The following is a 19109-nucleotide window of genomic DNA, read 5'->3' as shown; positions in this document are numbered from 1 at the left end:
GAAGCCGCCGAGGCCCTGGATGATGAAGTCGTATCCGGGGCGGTGCTTCCACGGACCCGTCTGTCCGAAGCCGGTGATCGAGCAGTAGACGAGGCGCGGGTTGATCGCCTTGAGGCTGTCGTAGTCGAGCCCGTATTTGGCCAGCCCGCCGACCTTGAAATTCTCGATGAGCACGTCGCTGGTCGCGGCCAGCTGCCGGACCAGGCCGGCCCCCTCGGGGGTGCGCAGGTCGGCGACGATGGAGCGCTTGCCCCGGTTGCAGGCGTGGAAATAGGCGGCGGTCCGCTCGCCGCCGTCGTCGATGAAGGGCGGGCCCCAGCGGCGCGTGTCGTCGCCCTCGGGGCTCTCGACCTTGATGACGTCGGCACCGAGGTCGGCCAGGGTCTGGCCGGCCCAGGGGCCGGCGAGGATACGGGCCAGCTCCACCACGCGCAGCCCGGCAAGGGGGTGAGTCACGGCCCGGCCCCGGTTCAGAAAAAGGCCTGCAGGCCGGTCTGCGCCCGCCCCAGGATCAGGGCGTGGACGTCATGGGTGCCTTCGTAGGTGTTCACCGTTTCCAGGTTCTGGGCGTGCCGCATGACGTGGTACTCGATCTGGATGCCGTTGCCGCCGTGCATGTCGCGGGCGGAACGGGCGATGTCGAGGGCCTTGCCGCAATTGTTGCGCTTCATCAGCGACACGAGCTCGGGACCCGCCCGGCCCTCGTCCATGAGGCGGCCGAGCTGCAGCGCGCCCTGCAGGCCCAGCGCGATCTCGGTCTGCATGTCGGCGAGCTTCTTCTGGTAGAGCTGCGTGGCGGCGAGCGGCCGGCCGAACTGCTTGCGCTCGAGCCCGTACTGGCGGGCGCGCCGCCAGCAATCCTCCGCCGCCCCCATGACGCCCCAGGCGATGCCGTAGCGGGCGCGGTTGAGGCAGCCGAACGGGCCCTTCAGCCCGGAGACGTTGGGGAGCAGCGCGTCCTCGGAGACCTCGACATCGTGCATCACGATCTCGCCGGTGATCGAGGCGCGCAGCGACAGCTTGCCGCCGATCTTGGGCGCCGACAGGCCCTTCGTGCCCTTGTCGAGCACGAAGCCGCGGATGGCGCCGCCATGCGCCTCGGACTTGGCCCAGACGACGAAGACGTCGGCGATCGGGCTGTTGGAGATCCACATCTTGGCGCCGTTGAGGCGGTAGCCGCCATCGATCTTGTCGGCCCGCGTCGTCATGCCCGCGGGGTCGGAGCCGGCATCCGGCTCGGTCAGGCCGAAGCAGCCGATCCACTCGCCGCTGGCGAGCCGCGGCAGGTACTTCTTGCGCTGCGCCTCGGTGCCGTAGGCGTAGATTGGGTACATGACCAGCGAGGACTGCACGCTCAGCATCGAGCGGTAGCCCGAATCGATGCGCTCGATCTCCCGCGCCACCAGCCCGTAGGCCACGTAGGAGGCACCGATGCCGCCGTATTCCTCGGGAACGGTAACGCCCAGCAGTCCGTTCTGGCCCATCTCCCGGAAGATGTCGGGGTCGGTGGATTCGTGCAGATAGGCTTCCTGGACCCTCGGCGCCAGCCGGTCGGCGGCGAACGCCGCGGCGCTGTCGCGGATCATGCGCTCCTCGTCGCCGAGCTGGGCGTCCAGCAGGAACGGATCGCTCCAGTCGAAGCGGGACAGATCCGGCCTGTCCTTCGCCTTGAGGGTTGGGTTGAGCGTGCCGTCAGTCATTGGTCGTTTCCTTTCGCCAGTGCGTCATCATAGCGCCACGCCGGCCTGCTTGATAACGACTTTTGACGTGCACATGATGAGTAATCGCGATAGCCTTATTACATTGGAGGTGGCCGGTGCGGCAACGCTACATCCCGACGGTTTCGGAATTGCAGGCGTTCAGTGCCTGCGCCCGGCTGGGGGCGACGACGCGCGCGGCGCAGGAGCTGCACCTCACGCAAAGCGCGGTAAGCCGGTCGATCAACGCGCTCGAGGAGCGCCTCGGCGTGCGCCTGTTCCACCGCGTCCGACAGCGCCTGCTGCTCTCGGACGCGGGGCGGGCCCTGCAGCGCGAGGCCGAGCGCCTGCTCGCGGATCTGGACGAGGCCGCGCTGACGGTTATGTCATTCGGTGGTCATGCAGAGGTGCTGCGGCTGGCCGTGCTGCCGAGCCTCGCCAATGTCTGGCTGGTGCCGCGCCTTGCCGCTTTCCAGGCATCGGTGCCGGGGGTCACGCTGGACGTCGCGGCGCGCCTCGACGCCGTGGACTTCGAAGCCGAACCGTTCGATGCCGCCATCCAGCGCGGCAGCCACCGCCCGCCCGGCGCCGAGTTCCTGCCGCTCATGGACGAGCAACTGGTGGTCGTCGCGGCGCCGGCGCTGCTGGGCACGACGAAGATCCTGTCCGATGACGAGATCGCGCGGCTGCCGCTGCTGCAGCAGGCCACGCGGCCGACGCTGTGGCTCGACTGGTTCCGGCACGCCGGCCGCGATCCGCGCAAGATCCTGCGCGGCGCCCGCTTCGACCATTTCGACATGGTGACCAGCGCCGCCATCGCCGGGCTCGGCGTGGCGCTGGTGCCGGAAATCATCGTGGACCAGCCGCTCGGCGACGGCCGGCTCGTCCTCGCCTCCGACCGGCGCCTTGCCGGGGCCGAGCCCTATGGCCTCATCTTCCCCGCACGCTCGGTCGGCATTGCCGGCTTCGCCAAGTTCCGGGAGTGGCTCGTGCGCGAGGCGCAAGGGCGCGGGCGCGCCGGCCCGCTGCCCTGAGCGGGCTCACGGCAAGGCGGTGGGCGTATAGCCGAACAGCTTCGGCAGCCACAGCACCGTCTCCGGCACGAAGGTGAAGACGAACAGGGCGACGATGAGCCCGAGCAGGAACGGCATGACGTCGGCGACGATGGCCTTCATCGGCGCCCCGGAAATGCGCGTCATGATGAACAGCAGCATGCCGTAGGGCGGCGTCACCAGGCCGAGCATGATGTTGACCACCGCGACCACGCCGAAATGCACCATGTCGATGCCCAGCGCCTGTGCGGTGGGCACCAGCACCGGCACGATAACGAGGAGGATGGTGGTGCCCTCGAGCAGGCATCCCAGGATCAGCAGCAGGATGTTGACGATGACGAGGAACGTCACGGGGTTCAGGTCCCAGGCGAGCAGCATGGCGCTGAGGCTGCGCGGGATGTTCTCGATGGTGACGACGTAGTTGAACACCAGGGCGCCGGCGATCAGCATGCCGATCGAGGCGGTGGTCTTGCCGCTGACCAGCAGCGATTGATACAGGTCCCTGGCCTTGACGGCGCGATAGACGAGCATCGACACGAGGAGCGCGTAGAAGGCGGCGACCGCTGCGGCCTCCGTCGGCGTGGTGATGCCGCCATAGATCCCGTACATCAGCACCACCGGCATCATCAGGACGGGAAACGCCTCCCAGGTCATGCGCGGCAGCCGGCGCAGCGGCACCGGCGGCTCGACGGGGAAGTTGCGTGTCCGGGCAATGACCAGGATCTGCAGCATCACCAGGCCCGCCATCAGCAGGCCCGGGACGACCCCGCCCAGGAACAGGTAGCCGATCGAGGTATCGGCGACGAGCGCATAGAGCACCATCGGGATCGACGGCGGAATGATGGGGCCGATGACCGCGGTGACGGCGGTCAGGGCGGCCGCGAAGCTGGGCGTGTACTTGCCGTCCTTGGTCATCATGTACTGCATCATCTTGCCGCTGCCGGCGGCGTCGGCGATGGCCGAGCCGGACATGCCGGCAAAGACGATGGACTGCAGCACATTGACCTGCGCGAGCCCCCCGCGAAAACGGCCGACGATGGCGTCACACCATTTGAGCAGGCGCTCCGACATGGTGCCCGAGTTCATGAACTCGGCGGCGAGGATGAACAGCGGCACCGCCAGCATGATGTAGTTCGAGTACATGCCGTTGAGGAACTGCTCGGCGGCCGTCCCCATGTCCTGTCCGCGCAGCAGCAGGTAGAGGATCGAGCCCGAGATCATCGACAGCCCCATGGGCAGGCCGAGAAAGGCGAGGACGGTGATGACGCCCAGGGCCGCGGCGAACGCGAGGGAAAGCGTCATACCCCGGAACCCGCCTTGGTCGGATCGAAGGCTTCCGGGGCGCTGCCCCAGATCGCCCGGTAGCCGAGCCAGAGCTGGCGGACGATCATTGCCACCGCGAAGATGCCGTAGATCGAGAACAGCCAGTCGAAGCGGATCTTGAGATAGGCGGTCTTCTGCACCTTCATGAAGGTGATGTAATCGATGACGGCCGGCAGGGAGATGGTGAAGAGCACGACGAGGGCGGCGGCGCTGATCACCACCATGACGCGGCGCCATTTGTCGCTGGCGGCGCCGTAGAGGATGTCGAAGCGGATTTCCTCGCTGTCGCGGACGACGAAGGCCGTCCCGAACAGGACGATCCACAGCCACAGGATCACGCTGATCTCATGCGTCCAGCCGATCGGCAGGTTGATGACGTAGCGGAACACGATCTGCAGGATGAAGGCCGCGAACATGGTGGCCAGCATCGCCACGAGCAGGTTCTCGGCGCGGGCATGCAACCACGCGCCGACGCGGGAGAGGCGTGAATTCATCCCAGGTCTCCGGTTTCGCGCGACGCGCTCGTTGGGCGGGCATGGCGGCGCCCGCGGGGGGCACCGCCTTGCATCGGCTGCAGCTTAGAGCGCGTTGATCCTGTCGACCACACCCTGCGGCCAGTCCTTGGCCAGGTCGGACTCGAGGTACATCTTCTGGGCATGGGCGCGGAACGCGTCGACGTCCGGCACGTAGATCTTGAGCCCCGCATCCTCGAACTTCTTCTGCAGTTCGGCCTCGCGATCGAGATGCGCCTTCTGGCTGAAATCGATAGCCGCGGTCGCGGCGGCCTGCACCCTCTCCCGCTGCTCGGGCGTCATCGCGTCCCACTTGGACTTGGCAATGACGAGCAGGTCATAGCCGACGAGGTGGGAGGTGAGCACGATCTGCGACATCACTTCGTAGAACTTCATGTTCTCGACGTTGGGCAGCGGGTTGTCCTGCCCGTCGATCGCGCCCGTCTGCAGCCCGGTATAGACCTCGGCATAGGCCATCGGCGTCGGGTTGGCCCCGAGCGCCATGCCGAGGAACTGCCAGGCGTCGCCGCCGGGCATGCGCAGCTTGACGCCGGCCATGTCGGCCGGGGTCCTGATCTCCTTGTCGATGCGCAATCCGACCTGGCGGGTGCCGAAGAAGGTCGGCCCGAGGATATGGATGCCGAGTTGGTCCTCGGCCATCTGCTTGAACTCGGCGCCGATGTCGCTGTCGAAGAAGGTGCGCAGGTGCGCGGCGTCCCGGAACAGGTAGGCGGACGTGAGGACCGACCAGGCCGGGATCTGGCTCGAGATGTCCTGCGGCGCGATGTTGCCCATTTCCAGGATGTCGCGCTGCAGCGCGACAAGCTCGGTTCCCTGCTTGAACAGCGTTCCCCCGTAATAGGGCTCGAGCGTGAAATCGCCGGCGATGGCCTCGGCGAACTGCTTGATCATCTGCGCCCGGATGTCCTGCTCCGAGAACACCGCGGAAAACCTGAGCACGGGCTTGTCCTGGGCCAGCAATGGCGTCACCGCTGTCGCCGCCAGAAGCGCGGCGGCGCCAATAAGGGTAGCGCGCCGCTGAATACGGAAAGTCATGTCATCCTCCACTTTGGGGGCCTCTCGGCTCCTCAGCCCGCGTCACGGGCGATCCCTCGATTAGCCCGCCTGGACGGGCGCTCCCTTGCCTTCCGGATCTTCCCGTCCATCCAGCTATGCCAACTTTGTACGAAATGGTTCGTACATGTCAAGTAACGGACACCCCCGCTCGGTTGCGTGGACCCGCCGCTTCAGCGTCGGCAGGATTCATCCGGAGCGACATGTCAGGGGTGCCGCCCCCCGGGACACGCTGGCACCAGACCGAGGTCAGCGTGGGTACAGCACCCAAGGCGCCGGCACGACAGCCGAGCGAGCACTCCGCCGCCGCCTCGGGCATGAAGGCCTCTGGCATGCCTCGGCCGCGAATGGCAGCGTCGCGGCGCAAGACAAGCCGGCGACTACCGAAACGACGATCACCCTGCCCCGCTCGAGGCCGTCGCGGAGCATGATTGCAGATGGCAGGCAGCGGCTCGACGCCCGGGCGAAAGGGCATCGAGCACGTCCCCGCAGAGAGCGGCAGGGTCGACCGCTAGAGGGCGTTAATGCGCTCAAGCATCCCTTCCGGCCAGTTTCTCGACAGCGGCGAGGCAAGGTACTTCTCGTTCGAGTAGGTCCGGAAGGCATCGACGTCGGGAGTGTAGACCTCAAGCCCCTGCTTCTTCATGAATTCGACCAGTTCAGCCTCCTGCCTGAGGTACTCAGCATCGCTCCATTCGAAGGCCTTGGCCGCGGCATCGCGGATCTTGGTCTGCAGTTCCGGGGTCAATGAGTCGTAGAGATCGGCGCGCATCAGGAACAGGCCAAAACCGACATTGTGGCCGGTCAACACGATCTGGTCGGTCACTTCATAAAACTTCATCTGCTGCGTGTTGGGCAGCGGATTGTCCTGTCCGTCGATGGCGCCGGTCTGGAGGCCAGTATAGACCTCAGCATAGTCCATCGGCACCGGGTTGGCGCCGATCGACTCACCCAGGAACTGCCAGGCCTCGCCGCCTGGCATGCGCAACTTCACGCCGGCAAGGTCGGCAGGTCCACTGATCTTCTTGTGGCCGCGCAGGTTTACGTGCCGCGTCCCGTAATAGGCCGGTGACAGGATGACCACATTGAGGTTGTCGCGCGCCAGCTTGCGCAGTTCATCTCCCACGTCGCTCTCGAAGATCGCCTTCATATGCGCCGCGTCGCGCACCAGGTAGGCAGCCGACAGGATGCTGAAGCCGGGGAATTGGTCGGCGAGATCGGACGGCGGCAGCAACGCCATATCGAGATTGCCGCGCTGCAGCGCCACCAGTTCGGTGCCCTGCTTCATCAGCGTGCCGCCGAAATAGCCCTCGAAGGTGAAGTCGCCCTCGATCTCCTTGGCGAAGATGTCGGACACGGCCCTGGAACGCGGGGCGTCCGCCTGTGTGACGTCGGAAAAGCGGATCGTCGGCTTGTCCTGGGCCAGCGCCGGCAGCGCCGTCGCCAGCCCAAGACCGATTACGGCAGCGAGGGCCGCCCGGCGGGTTGAAAGCAGTCCCATGGTTTCTCTCCTCCTGCGCTTCTTGCGCGTTTCTCAGTCGATTGCGAATCGGTGCTCGGGCAGGCCCTGCCCCATTCCTTCGACGGCCAACAGCGCACCGGCCAAAGGCTCGTGTGCCAGTTGCTCGGCCGACAGAAACTTGGCGGCACTCGTGACAAACGCCGTACTGAAATCTGCACCCCCGAAGCACAGACAGGTCGGGTTTGTGACCGGAACAGGAACCTCGCGATCGACCTTCCCACCGGGCCGATACCGCACCAGGCGGCCACCCGCGAAGAAAGCCTGCCAAAGGCATCCATCGGCATCCACCGCGGCACCGTCGGGTCGCTCCCTGGTTGCCGAGTAGTCGGCAAAGAGCCGGCGGTTGCTCAACTTCCCGTCGTCGAGGTCGAAATCGAAGGCCCAGGTGCGGTAACGCCGCGTGTCCGTGAAATAGGCGGTGCGATTGTCCGGAGCGAAAGCGATGCCATTGGCCACGATCACGTCACCGAACTGCCGGTTCACGCTCCCATCGGGGTCGACGCGATAAAGCGAGCCGACACCGCGGTGCAGCGCGTTGTCCATGGTGCCGATCCACAGCCGCCCGCGCGCATCGACGCGGCCGTCGTTCAGCCGTGTGCCGTCGCCCGTTTCCACCGTCGTGAATGGCGTCAGCGCGCCTGTTTCGAGATCAAGCACCTGCAGCGAGTTGCCGGTGGCGACCAGGCGCTTGTGATCATTGCGGGTGAGCGCCTGCGAGCCGAGGAAAGTCGTCTCGAACGGGCGCGACGCCTGCTCTTTGCTTTCGGGATCCCACGATTTCAGCGTCGGCTTCTCGATATCGAGCCACCAGAGCTTTTGCATTCGCTCACACCAGAGCGGTGTTTCGCCCAGCTGGTCGGCGCTCCTGTGAACAACGTCGATGCTGATCATGCCGCGGCACCGAAATGCGCCATCATCGCTGTCCGATCGGGCGCGATCCCGGTGAAGTGTTCGAAGGCTTTCACGGCCTGGTAGATCGCCATTCTCGTCCCGGGCAGCGTCCGGCACCCGAGGCGTCTCGCCAGCCGCAGCAACTCGGTTTCCTCCGGGAAATAGACGATGTCGGCCACCCAGTGGCGGGCCTCCAGCGCGGCGGCCGGTATCGGCATTCCGGGGTATTTGTGCATGCCGCGGGGGGTCGCGTTGACGACGCCGTCCGCCGCCGCGAGATGGGCCACGGCATCCTCGACGGCCCGCACCTGTTGCCCGAATCGTTGTCCCAGACGCTGCGCCAGCGCCTGCGCCCGCGCCGCGTCGGTGTCGCAGAGCGTCAGCATGCCGACGCCGCTCGCCAGCAGCGCATGCGCCACGGCCGCGCCGCCGCCGCCGGCGCCGAACTGCACCACCGAGCCGAGCCTGACGCCGGTGAGGCCCTCACGGAACGCCTCGGCAAACCCCCAGCTGTCGGTGTTGTGCCCGGTGCGGCGGCCGTTGCCGAAGACAATGGTGTTCACCGCGCCGATGGTCGCCGCCTCGGGCGACAATCCGTCGAGGTAGTCCAGCACTGACTGCTTGAACGGGTGGGTGACGTTCAGACCGGCAAATCCCAGCCGTTCCGCCTGGTCGATCACCGCGCCGAGGTCGCCGTCGGCGAGGCCAAGCTCATCGAAATCGATGAGAACATAGGCGTAGGCCAGGCCCAGCCTCGCCCCCTCGTACTCGTGCATTGCCGGCGTGCGGGACGCCTGGATGCCACGGCCGAGCAGGCCGACGACGACCCGGGGCGAGGACGTCGCCGGCCGCTGCCCCAGCTTCCTCGCAATCCCGGCCTGCAGCTGCACCCATGCGGCCTCGAACGCACCTCCCACCGAACGGCTCCCGATCCCCGTGTTCCACGCCGCGAACCGCGACCCCCGGTCCGACCGTCCGCACTCGGCAGCCATCATTGTACGAACTAGTTAGTTTAGTCAAGGCGCCCTTGCGGGGAGGGCATCGAAGCGCCCGCGGCCGGCCCCGGCATCCGAACCCATGGCAGCGCACCAGACGAGCGGTAACGATACCTCGTACTAAAGTGGACAAACACAGTCTTGTTTGCTCCAGCGCAAAGAGGCCCCCGGTGACCGTGCCTAGAGCAGGAGGGCTGAACTGCCCACGCCGAGCCTCCCGGGAGGCCCACACGCGGGAGGCGGCCAGCGTTTTCGCATCGCTCGCACGGCCCGCGCCTGGAGCATGCGGCTGCCGGCCGTTCGGGGTTACGCCGCTGCCCCTCGATCCGGTTATCGCTGAGCGGCCGAAGGAGACGAGACATGTCTGCAACCCCCGAGAACGAGCCTGCACAGATCGACGTACGGACCCTGATCCCGATGCAGCGCCATCAGAAGATCTTCCAGCTCGTCGCCGAACTGGCGCCCGGCGGCGCCTTCGTGCTCATCAACGACCACGACCCCAAGCCGCTGTACTACCAGCTGGAAGCCGAGCATCCGCAGCAGTTCTCGTGGACCTATCTCGAAAGCGGCCCGACCGTCTGGCGCGTCCTCATCTCCAAGCTCGTGAAGGCCGCCTGAACGGCGCCGACGCACGGGCCGGCGCACCCCTGCGCCGGCCACCGGAGCACGCATCATGGGACACGTATCGCTATCTCGCTGGACGATGAGCTACTTCGTCGCCGCCGTCCTGGCGCTGCTCGCGGCGGAAGGGCTGATGGTGTCCGGATACGGTTTTCCGGCCGCTCCGATCGAGGCGCCGTCGACCCTCGTGCTGGTGCACCTGGTCACGCTGGGCTGGATGAGCCTGCTGCTCTGCGGTGCCCTGTTCCAGTTCGTTCCCGTGCTCGTCGCCAAGCCGCTCTACAGCAACTGGCTGCCGCTGCCCACTCTTGTCAGCCTCGTCGGCGGCCTGGCCCTGCTGCTGTGCGGCTTCCTCCAGCTCGACGGCACGATCACCCATGAACTGCCCCTGCTCCCCGCCGGCGGCACGTTGCTCGGCTTCGGCTTCGTCCTGACGCTCTACAATCTCGCCCGTACCATCTGGACGGCCCGTCCGCTGCCGCTGCCGGCGCGCTTCGTGGTGGCCGGCCTGGCGAGCCTCGCGGCGACGTTCACCCTCGGAATCATCTTCACCTTCGTGCTCGGCGGCGTTGCCGACGCCCCGCCGCTGGTCGCCCTCACTACCGCCGGGCTGCCGCTGCACGTCATTGCCGGCCTCGGGGGGTGGATGACCTTCACCGCCATCGGCGTCAGCTACCGGCTGCTCGCCATGTTCATGCTGGCGCCGGAAGACAAGCGCGTCACCTCGGTGACGGCGCTGTGGGGCGGCATCGCGGTGCTGGTGCTCGCCGTCGGCGGCGGCACGGTCGCCGTCCTGCTCGGCGCCGATCCCGCGCCGATCCTCGTCGTCGCCGCCATCCTCGCACTGCCGGTGCTGGCGCTGTACGGCTACGACGTCGCCAATCTGTACCGGCACCGCAAGCGCCGCAAGCTGGAGACGAACAGCCGCATCGCCGCGCTGGCGCTGCTTTCGCTCGGCGCGTCGGCCCTGCTGCTCATCGGGCTGCTGGTCGTGGGCGAACTGGCACCGCATGTGGGCGCCCTCGTCTTCCTGGTCTCGTTCGGCTGGCTCACGGGCCTCGGGCTCGCCAAGCTCTACAAGATCGTGCCCTTCGTGACCTGGCTCGAATGCTACGGGCCGGTGATGGGCCGCAAGCCGACGCCGCGGGTGCAGGACCTCGTCGTCGAGGCGCGGGCGGGCAAGTGGTTCTACCTGTATTTCGCGGCCGTCTGGCTCGCCACGCTGGCACTGCTGGGCGGACAGGCGCTACTGTTCCGCGCCCTCGCCGCGTGCATGCTGGTCGCGACCGGCGCGCTGGCAGTGGAGTTCATCCGGGCCCGAAGGCTGGCCGACGTCGATGCGGCGACGCGCCTGCCGGAAGGAACACGCCGTCCGCGGCTGCTGCTCGCCGCCAAATCCCCCGCCTGAGCAAGGTGAATGACATGACCATTATCTACCACGATCTCGACGTCCGGCCGATCCTCAAGAACGGGGGCGAGCCCTTCGGCGCCATCATGCAGGCCGTCGCCATGCTCGACCCCGGCGAGGGGTTGCGGCTCCTGGCGACGTTCAAGCCGACCCCCCTGTTCCCGGTGATGGAAGCCAAGGGCTTTGCCTCCGAGGCGAGCGAGATCGGCGGCGGCGACTGGCAGGTGCTGTTCCGGCCGACCGGCGTCGCGGCGGAAGAGCCGGTGCTGGCGGGACCGGACAGCGGGGCGGGAGAATGGCCGGAGCCGGCGCGCACGCTCGAGCTCGGCGACCTCGACCCGCCCGAGCCCATGGTCCGGATCCTGGCCGCGGCCGAGGAGATGCAGCGCGGCGAGGTGCTGTCGGCGCTGCTGTCGCGCGAGCCGATGTTCCTGTTCCCCGAACTGGCCAAGCGCGGCCACGCGTGGCGGGGCGCGTTCGAGGCGGACGGCACGACCTATCGCATCTTCGTTCGCATCGGCGCCGCCAAGGCAGGTGCGGCATGAGCACCGCCGAACTCGACGCCATCGCCGACAAGATCACCGACGCGCTGCGCCTCGTGATCGACCCCGAACTGGGCTACAACATCGTCGACCTCGGCCTCGTCTACAAGGTGGAGGTCCTGGACGGCGGCATCGTCAACATCGTGATGACGACGACCACCCGCGGCTGCCCGGCCACGGGCTATCTCAAGGATGGCGCCCGCGACGGCGCCTGGTCGGTGGCCGGCGTGGAATTCGTCGACGTCAACCTCAGCTACGATCCGCCGTGGGCGCCCGAGATGATGACCGACGCGGCCAAGATCCACCTGGGCATCGCATGAGCACGCGGGCGCAGGCCCCGGCACGCGACCTGGTGTCGCTCCTGCTCGTCAGTCTCGAGCAACTGGCCAGCGCCGGCGAAGTCGAGAGCGCCTGCCGCCTCGCCGGCCAGGCCTGTGCGCTGCTTCGCCATGACGACGAACAGGCGGCCCAGCGCTTCAATTCCCTGCTGCACCGCCTGGTGCTGTCGCCGGCCTACCGGACGCAGCGGGAACGCGAGGCCGCGGCAACGGCAGGTCGGCCCGAGGCGACCGACGCCGCGCCGCAATAACGGCCCTGCCCCGGCAGCAGCGCCGGACTGCCGCTATTGCCGCGGGATGAACTCCGGCCGCGCGACGTAGCGCAGGATCATTTCCACGGTATTGGCGCGCAACGATTTCTGGCTCTTCGCCGCGCCGAGATCGCGCCCGAAGATCTTGGAGAAGGTGGCACGGTTCGAGACGTTGAAGAAGCACGGGGCGCTGATCTGCCAGTGCAATTCGAGCGGATCGAGGCCGTCGCGGAACACGCCCTCCGCCACGCCGCGGCGGTAGACGTCGGTGATGGTGTCGATGGCGGTGGCGTTGAGGCGCCTGATCTCGGTGGAGTGGGCGAGAAACTCGGCGTTGTGGATGTTCTCGATCATCACCGTGCGGATGAACCCCTCATGGCGGTGGTGGTGGTCGAAGGTGAATTCCACCAGGCGCCGCAGCGCCTCCATGGGCGGCAGGCCCTGCACATCGAGCTTCGCCTCGCCCTCGCGCACGAGGCGATAGGCGTGCTCGAGGCAGGCGAGGTAGAGCCCCTCCTTGTCGCCGAAATAGTAGTAGATCATGCGCTTGCTCGAGCGCGTGCGGGCGGCGATCTCGTCGATCCGGGCACCGGACAGGCCGTTGAGCGCGAACTCCTCGGAGGCGATCTCGATGATGTTCTGGCGCGTGCCGGCCGGGTCCTGCGTGCGGGGCTTGGCCGCGCGCGGCGCCATTCTTTTCGACTTTTCCATTGCAGCCATCAGTGCCCTGCCCGGCCCGAGGATTCGATCAACTAACCGTTACGTACAATCTTTGCCTGAGGTTTGCACTCCGCCCGTTCCGGCGGCCCGCCCTCCGGCGCGGCGGCCGGACGACCGATGCGGCACAAGGCCGCCGAAAACCGGCGCTGGCGGGCGCGCCGAACAGGGGGTATGTAAGCGGCCATTCTGCCGCCATAATGACGGCCGAAGGCCCGGACGGTGCAAGGGTCAGGCGCGGGCACGACCTCCTGCCGGAGGCAGGTGCCCGGCCGCAAAAAATAAGAGGAGTGCATGTGCATGAAAGTGGCAGTTGTAGTGGCAGCGACAGTATTGGCGCTGGCGGCGGTCCCGGTGGCCGCACAGGATTTGGAGCGTGGCGAACAGGTCTTCAAGAAGTGCGTGGCCTGCCACGCCGTCGGTGAGAACGCCAAGAACAAGGTCGGCCCCGTCCTCAACGAAGTCTTCGGCAGGACGGCCGGCACCCTGGCCGATTACAAGTACTCGAAGGCCATGATCGCGGCGGGCGAAGGCGGCCTGGTGTGGACGCACGAGACCCTGTTCGAATACCTGCACAAGCCCAACGAGATGGTAAAGGGCACCAAGATGGCCTTTGCCGGCATCAAGTCGGACGAGGAGATCAACAATCTGCTCGCCTACCTGCAGACCTTCTCGCCAGACTACGTGCCCGCCGAGGGCGGCGACGACGACGATGAAGGCGAAGAAGGCGAAGAGGGCGGCGGCAAGTAGGCCGGCGCCGCATTAGCGCCCGGCGCAATGGCGTGCCCCCACCGCGGCACGCCATCCGCGCGCCCCGGGAGCGCGCTCCCGAGCGAATCGCCGCGGCGGCTCAGGCAGGGCCCTCCGGATGACGGAGGGCCGACAGGCAGTGAACCGTATCGGCAGCCAGTGTCTGGGCCAGGTTGCGGTCCGCTTCTCCCGGCAGGCTGTCGGCGAAATTCAGATAGCATTCGAGCAGCAGTTCGCAGAGCGCTTCCGCCCTGTCGACGATGTCGCCGGACACGCTGGCCAGCAGGGGCGGCTGCGCGAACGGCCCTGATTCCGTCGTCTGTGCACGGCGGCGGGCCTGCGCTGCCAGCTCCGCCATCTGGCCGGCCCGCCCGGCCGGCAGCGCTCCCGCCCGTTCTTCGAGATATTCGGCAAGACGTCGTTCGAGGGCGGCCAACGTCCAGCCCAGTTCCTGCGCGGATGGCCGGCTGCGCTGCGCGTGGAAGGCCTTGCGGCGTTCGCGCCGCAACGTCGAGATGTGCCCCAGTTCCTCCTGGGCCATCCGCTCGGCGGCCAGGCGCAGATCGTCGGTGGGGGCCTGCGCGGCGACATAGGTCCAGAACACGAATGCCCGTTCCTCGTTGCGCACGGCGATGGAAAACGCGCGGTAGGCATTGAGCAGTTCGGGTGCGACGGTGGCAGCTCCCTCGTCGTCGAAGGTGGCCGCCGTGTCCCAGTGCTGGTCCGGCCGGCCCGGCAGCCCACCGCTGACCTGCCGCGACCAGTCGGCAACGTAGTCGAGGTGCTGCGTCTCCTCGGCAATGATTCGCTCGAAGGCGGCGGCGAGCTCGGGCCTGCCTTCCTGCCGCATGCGCGCCGCAAGCTGGGTATACCCCGCCACGGCCTCCTGCTCCATTGCGTAGGCCACGGCCAGGAGCTCGTCCATCGAACGCACGGCGCCGAAGGGCTCGGCTTTCAGAAGCGACATGATACCATCCCAAGGATCAACTGGAACCTATCGCATCGTGCACCGGGGGGCGTTTTGAGCCAAGTCAAAGACTTCTTCATCCGGGTTGTATCTAACGCAGTCAGGTTGTCGGCCGGTGTTCGCGGTCGGGCGACGACCGGCGTCGGGATCACCCTTCGGGGCCCTGCCGCTCCTGCGCACTCCAGCGAGACGATCGGCACTGTGAAAGATCACCCCAAGAGCCGCCTTGCCCTGCCAAGCGCCCAGGCTCGACGTATCCCGCTCGCTTTCGCAACCGTCCTGCTCGTCCTGCTGGCCATTACCTGGCCCGCCGTCGCCGCCAGCCGAGTCACCGAGTTCCTGCCGGATGCGCAGCCCGCGGAGTTCTTTGCCGGCGCCGACCGCTTCGGCGAGCCGCAGGGAGAGCCGCCGATCGTTCCCGCCTACCGCGGCGACGAGCTGGCCGGGTATGTCTACCTCAATTCCGATTTCACCCGCTCGATCGGCTACTCCGGCAAGCCGATCCACATCCTGGTCGGCATCGATCCCCAGGGAATCCTGCGCGGCTTCAAGCTCGTCGCCCACAGCGAGCCCATCGTCCTGATCGGCATCCCCGTGGAGAAGGTCGTGGCCTCGCTCAACGGCCTCATCGACAGGGACATGGGGCGCGTGTCGGCCGGCCTCGACCCGTCGCCGCAGGTCGATATCGTCAGCGGCGCCACGGTCACCGTGCTGGTCATGGGCGACAGCGTCGTCCGCTCGGCGGTGCAGTTGATTCGCAGCAATCGCCTGAGCGACAGCGGCAGCGCCGGCGCCGCCCCTGCCGCCGCCCAGCGCCAGCTGGCGAGCGAGCCGCCGGAAGTCCGCGACTGGGAATCGCTGCTCGGGGACGGCTCGGTGCGCAAGCTGGTGCTGTCCGTCGGCGAGGTCAGCGAGGCGTTCGCGCAGGCCGGCCAGGCGGACGCCGCCGCCCGGCCGGAGACGAAGAACCCGGACGACCTGTTCATCGAACTCTACGTGGCGCCGGTCAGCGTCCCCACGATCGGGCTCAGCCTGCTCGGCGAGCGTGGTTACGAGCGGCTGCAGCGCAAGCTGGGTCCGGGCCAGCAGGCCATCGTCGTCGCCGGGGACGGGGCGTTCTCGTTCAAGGGCTCCGGCTATGTCCGCGGCGGCATCTTCGACCGTATCGAGCTGCTGCAGGACGGACAGGGCGTGCGCTTCCGCGATCGCGATCATACCCGCCTCGGCGACCTCGCGGCCGAGGGTGCGCCCGCGCTGCGCGAGATCGCGCTGTTCCTGGTTCCCGACGACTTCTCGCTCGACGTGACGAGGCCATGGGAGCTGCAGCTGCTGGTGCAGCGCAGCGTCGGAACGCACGACAAGGCCACGCTCCCGTTCGGACTCGACTACCAGTTGCCCGAGGGCTATCTCGCGGCGGCGGTCGTACCGCCGCCCCCGCCGCCGGCGACACAGCCCGCCGCCGAGCCCGAAGCGGGCACCCCCGTCGCGGCGGCCCCCGAGCTGCCCGAGGAAGAGGTGCTGTGGGTCAAGATGTGGAAGCTGAACGCGTATGCGATCGGCGCCACCATCACCATGCTGCTGGTGCTCACCGTCATCTTCTTCTTCCAGGACTGGCTGGTCCGGCGCCCGCTTCTGTTCACCTGGGTGCGCCGCACCTACCTCGTCGTCACGCTGGTATGGCTGGGCTGGATCGCCAATGCGCAGCTCTCGGTGGTGAATGTCTTCACCTTCACCAATGCGCTGATGACCGACTTCAGCTGGGAATTCTTCCTCTCGGCGCCGCTGGTGTTCATCCTGTGGGCGGCGATCGCCGTGGCCCTGCTGTTCTGGGGGCGCGGCCCGTTCTGCGGCTGGCTCTGCCCGTTCGGCGCGCTGCAGGAACTGACCAACTCCCTCGCCAAATGGCTGCGGGTGCCGCAGATCACCGTACCCTTCTGGCTGCACGAGCGGTTGTGGCCGATCAAGTACATCATCTTCCTCGGCCTGTTCGGCCTGTCGCTGTACTCGCTGGGGCTGGCCGAAGTGTTCGCCGAGGTCGAGCCGTTCAAGACGGCCATCATCCTCAAGTTCGCCCGGGACTGGCCGTTCGTGGTGTTTGCCCTGACCGTGCTCTCGGCCGGCCTGTTCGTCGAGCGCTTCTACTGCCGGTATCTGTGCCCGCTCGGCGCGGCCCTCGCCATCCCCGGCCGCGTGCGCATGTTCGAGTGGCTGAAGCGCTGGCCCGAATGCGGCTCGCCCTGCCACCGCTGCGCCAAGGAGTGCCCGGTCCAGGCCATCCATCCCGAGGGCCAGATCAACGTCAACGAATGCATCTACTGCATGCATTGCCAGGAGCTCTACCACGATGACCAGCGCTGCCCGCACATGATCCAGGTGCGTCTGAAGCGCGAGAAATTCGAGGCGCTCTCGTCCCCCGCCACGCGCGGCGGGGGACCCGCCAAGACCGTAATTTCCCACAACGGGAAACCGATCGAACGGGCGCAAGCCGCGAACCGTCCGACGTCGTGACGACGAAACCAGGAGAACCGAATGTCACAGGATGAGACTAACAAGGGCTTCAATCGACGGCAGTTGCTGGGCTCCACCGCAGCTGTTGCCGCCGTGGCGGCCACCAGCGTGGGCGGCACGCTCACCCTGACCGGTGGCGCGGCAACTCCCGCGCTGGCGCAGGCGCCGGGCGGCAAGAAATTCGAGGTCGCCCCTGGGGAGCTCGACGAATACTACGTCTTCTTCTCGAGCGGCCAGACCGGCGAGGTCCGCATCCTTGGCCTGCCGTCGATGCGCGAACTCATGCGCATTCCGGTGTTCAACCGCGACAGCGCCACCGGCTGGGGCCAGACCAACGAAAGCCTGAAGATCCTGACCGAAGGCCTGCTGCCCGAGACCAGGGAACTGCTGGCGGATCGCGGCGGCCTGTACGACAACGGCGACCTGCACCACCCGCATCCGTCGCAGACCGACGGCACCTATGACGGCCGCTATCTCTATGCCAACGACAAGGCCAACACCCGGGTGTGCCGCATCCGTCTCGACGTGATGAAGTGCGACAAGATCATCCAGTTGCCGAACCAGCACACCGTGCACGGCCTCAGGGTGCAGAAATACCCCAAGACCGGCTACGTGTTCTGCAACGGCGAATACGAGGTGCCCGTGCCCAATGACGGCACCATCCTCGACGACCCCAAGCAGTACCACGCGATCTTCACCGCCGTGGACGGGGAAACCATGAAGGTGGCCTGGCAGGTCATGGTCGACGGCAACCTCGACAACGTCGATGCCGACTATCAGGGCAAGTACTGCTTCTCGACCTGCTACAACTCCGAGGGCGGCGTCACCCTCGCCGAGACCATGGAGAAAGAGCAGGACTGGATCGTCATCTTCAACATCAAGCGCATCGAAGAGGCGGTGGCGCGCGGCGACTACAAGGAGATCAACGGCGTGCCGGTGCTCGACGGCCGCCACGGTTCGCCCCTGACCCGCTACGTGCCGGTCCCCAACGGCCCGCACGGCATGAACACCGCGCCGGACGGCATCCATGCCGTCGCCAACGGCAAGCTGTCGCCCACGGTCACCGTCTTCGACGTGCGCAAGTTCGATGACCTGTTCGACGACAAGATCCAGCCGCGCGACACCGTCGTCGCCGAACCGGAACTCGGCTTCGGTCCGCTGCACACCGCCTTCGACGGGCGGGGCAACGCCTACACGACGCTGTTCATCGACAGCCAGATCGTCAAGTGGAACATCGACGATGCCATCCGGGCCTATAACGGCGAGGCCGTCGACCCGATCCGGCAGAAGCTCGACGTGCACTACCAGCCCGGCCACAACCACTCGTCCATGGGCCAGACCAAGGAGGCCGACGGGCAGTGGCTGATCTCGCTCAACAAGTTCTCCAAGGACCGCTATCTCAACGTCGGCCCGCTGAAGCCGGAGAACGACCAGTTGATCGACATCTCGGGCGACGAGATGGTGCTGGTGCATGACAACCCGACCTTCGCGGAGCCACACGACGCGACCATCGTGCACCGCTCCAAGATCGATCCGGTGAACCTGTGGAGCCGCGACGACCCGTTCTTCGCCGATGCGGTCAAGCAGGCCGAGGCGGACGGCGTCGACCTGCTCAATGCCGCCGACGTCATCCGCGACGGCAACAAGGTGCGCGTCTACATGACGTCGATCGCCCCCTCGTTCAGCCTCGAGACCTTCGAGGTCCAGCAGGGCGACGAGGTCACGGTCTATGTCACCAATGCGGACGAGGTCGAGGACCTGACGCACGGCTTCAGCATCATCAACTACGGCATCAACATGGAAGTGGCGCCGCAGGCGACCGCCTCGGTGACCTTCAAGGCCAACAAGCCGGGCGTCTACTGGTACTACTGCTCGTGGTTCTGCCACGCCATGCACATGGAGATGCGCGGCCGCATGCTGGTCTCGCCGAAGTCGGCCTGA

19 protein-coding genes are annotated in these 19109 nt (G+C 67.0%); 9 read left to right on the top strand and 10 right to left on the bottom strand.

Annotation, left to right across the window (positions count from 1 at the left end):
* A partial coding sequence (locus VGD93_RS15725; RefSeq protein WP_395013109.1) for a CaiB/BaiF CoA transferase family protein occupies positions 1–456 on the bottom strand: 456 nt, incomplete at its 3' end.
* Between the two features lie 14 nt (positions 457–470).
* Positions 471–1700 carry an acyl-CoA dehydrogenase gene (locus tag VGD93_RS15720; RefSeq protein ID WP_395013108.1) on the bottom strand — a complete coding sequence of 410 codons (1230 nt, stop codon included), beginning with the start codon at positions 1698–1700 and terminating at the stop codon, positions 471–473.
* A 116-nt stretch (positions 1701–1816) separates the two neighbouring features.
* On the opposite strand from VGD93_RS15720, the gene VGD93_RS15715 reads away from it, so the two are divergent.
* Positions 1817–2731 (top strand): LysR substrate-binding domain-containing protein, encoded by a 915-nt coding sequence (locus VGD93_RS15715; protein ID WP_395013107.1) that lies wholly within the window; start codon positions 1817–1819, stop codon positions 2729–2731.
* Between the two features lie 6 nt (positions 2732–2737).
* On the opposite strand, the gene VGD93_RS15710 is transcribed toward VGD93_RS15715, so the two are convergent.
* From VGD93_RS15710 to VGD93_RS15685, 6 genes are all read right to left on the bottom strand, one after another.
* Positions 2738–4051 (bottom strand): TRAP transporter large permease, encoded by a 1314-nt coding sequence (locus tag VGD93_RS15710; RefSeq protein WP_395013106.1) that lies wholly within the window; start codon positions 4049–4051, stop codon positions 2738–2740.
* Positions 4048–4566: a TRAP transporter small permease gene (locus VGD93_RS15705; protein WP_395013105.1), complete on the bottom strand. Its 519-nt coding sequence runs from the start codon at positions 4564–4566 to the stop codon at positions 4048–4050. Before VGD93_RS15705 ends, VGD93_RS15710 begins: the two co-directional genes overlap by 4 nt.
* A gap of 84 nt (positions 4567–4650) precedes the next feature.
* Complete coding sequence (gene dctP / locus VGD93_RS15700; protein WP_395013104.1) at positions 4651–5640, bottom strand: TRAP transporter substrate-binding protein DctP; 990 nt, start codon at positions 5638–5640, stop codon at positions 4651–4653.
* A gap of 529 nt (positions 5641–6169) precedes the next feature.
* Complete coding sequence (locus VGD93_RS15695) at positions 6170–7159, bottom strand: sialic acid TRAP transporter substrate-binding protein SiaP (protein WP_395013103.1); 990 nt, start codon at positions 7157–7159, stop codon at positions 6170–6172.
* Positions 7160–7192: 33 nt separating this feature from the next.
* Positions 7193–8071 carry an SMP-30/gluconolactonase/LRE family protein gene (locus VGD93_RS15690; protein WP_395013102.1) on the bottom strand — a complete coding sequence of 293 codons (879 nt, stop codon included), beginning with the start codon at positions 8069–8071 and terminating at the stop codon, positions 7193–7195.
* Positions 8068–8931, bottom strand: a complete 864-nt coding sequence (locus VGD93_RS15685; RefSeq protein WP_395013112.1) for a shikimate dehydrogenase — start codon at positions 8929–8931, stop codon at positions 8068–8070. The genes VGD93_RS15690 and VGD93_RS15685 overlap by 4 nt, the downstream gene beginning before the upstream one ends.
* Positions 8932–9426: 495 nt before the next feature.
* On the opposite strand from VGD93_RS15685, the gene VGD93_RS15680 reads away from it, so the two are divergent.
* From VGD93_RS15680 to VGD93_RS15660, 5 genes are read left to right on the top strand one after another with little or no spacing between them, the layout of a single operon-like run.
* A complete protein-coding gene (locus VGD93_RS15680; RefSeq protein ID WP_395013101.1) occupies positions 9427–9684 on the top strand; it encodes a DUF2249 domain-containing protein in 258 nt (85 codons plus the stop codon).
* Positions 9685–9739: 55 nt separating this feature from the next.
* Entirely contained in the window at positions 9740–11095 is a 1356-nt protein-coding gene (locus VGD93_RS15675; protein ID WP_395013100.1) for a hypothetical protein, read from the top strand.
* Positions 11096–11109: 14 nt separating this feature from the next.
* Positions 11110–11640 (top strand): DUF2249 domain-containing protein, encoded by a 531-nt coding sequence (locus tag VGD93_RS15670; RefSeq protein ID WP_395013099.1) that lies wholly within the window; start codon positions 11110–11112, stop codon positions 11638–11640.
* Positions 11637–11957: a metal-sulfur cluster assembly factor gene (locus VGD93_RS15665; protein ID WP_395013098.1), complete on the top strand. Its 321-nt coding sequence runs from the start codon at positions 11637–11639 to the stop codon at positions 11955–11957. The genes VGD93_RS15670 and VGD93_RS15665 overlap by 4 nt, the downstream gene beginning before the upstream one ends.
* Complete coding sequence (locus tag VGD93_RS15660) at positions 11954–12226, top strand: hypothetical protein (RefSeq protein WP_395013097.1); 273 nt, start codon at positions 11954–11956, stop codon at positions 12224–12226. Before VGD93_RS15665 ends, VGD93_RS15660 begins: the two co-directional genes overlap by 4 nt.
* A 33-nt stretch (positions 12227–12259) precedes the next feature.
* On the opposite strand, the gene VGD93_RS15655 is transcribed toward VGD93_RS15660, so the two are convergent.
* Positions 12260–12919: a TetR family transcriptional regulator gene (locus VGD93_RS15655; protein ID WP_395013096.1), complete on the bottom strand. Its 660-nt coding sequence runs from the start codon at positions 12917–12919 to the stop codon at positions 12260–12262.
* 324 nt (positions 12920–13243) lie between these two features.
* Between VGD93_RS15655 and VGD93_RS15650 the strand changes: the two genes are divergently transcribed.
* On the top strand, positions 13244–13693 hold the full coding sequence (locus tag VGD93_RS15650; RefSeq protein ID WP_395013095.1) for a c-type cytochrome: 450 nt from the start codon (positions 13244–13246) through the stop codon (positions 13691–13693).
* 100 nt (positions 13694–13793) lie between these two features.
* On the opposite strand, the gene VGD93_RS15645 is transcribed toward VGD93_RS15650, so the two are convergent.
* Positions 13794–14660, bottom strand: a complete 867-nt coding sequence (locus tag VGD93_RS15645; protein ID WP_395013094.1) for a ferritin-like domain-containing protein — start codon at positions 14658–14660, stop codon at positions 13794–13796.
* A 231-nt stretch (positions 14661–14891) separates the two neighbouring features.
* Here VGD93_RS15645 and VGD93_RS15640 point away from each other — a divergent pair, with 231 nt between their 5' ends.
* Both VGD93_RS15640 and nosZ read left to right on the top strand, forming a co-directional pair.
* Positions 14892–17168 carry a 4Fe-4S binding protein gene (locus VGD93_RS15640; RefSeq protein WP_395013111.1) on the top strand — a complete coding sequence of 759 codons (2277 nt, stop codon included), beginning with the start codon at positions 14892–14894 and terminating at the stop codon, positions 17166–17168.
* A 21-nt stretch (positions 17169–17189) separates the two neighbouring features.
* Complete coding sequence (gene nosZ / locus VGD93_RS15635) at positions 17190–19109, top strand: TAT-dependent nitrous-oxide reductase (protein ID WP_395013093.1); 1920 nt, start codon at positions 17190–17192, stop codon at positions 19107–19109.

Source organism: Devosia sp. (assembly GCF_036406155.1).
GTDB lineage: Bacteria > Pseudomonadota > Alphaproteobacteria > Rhizobiales > Devosiaceae > Devosia_A.
This window is presented reverse-complemented; position numbering and strand designations above follow the sequence as displayed.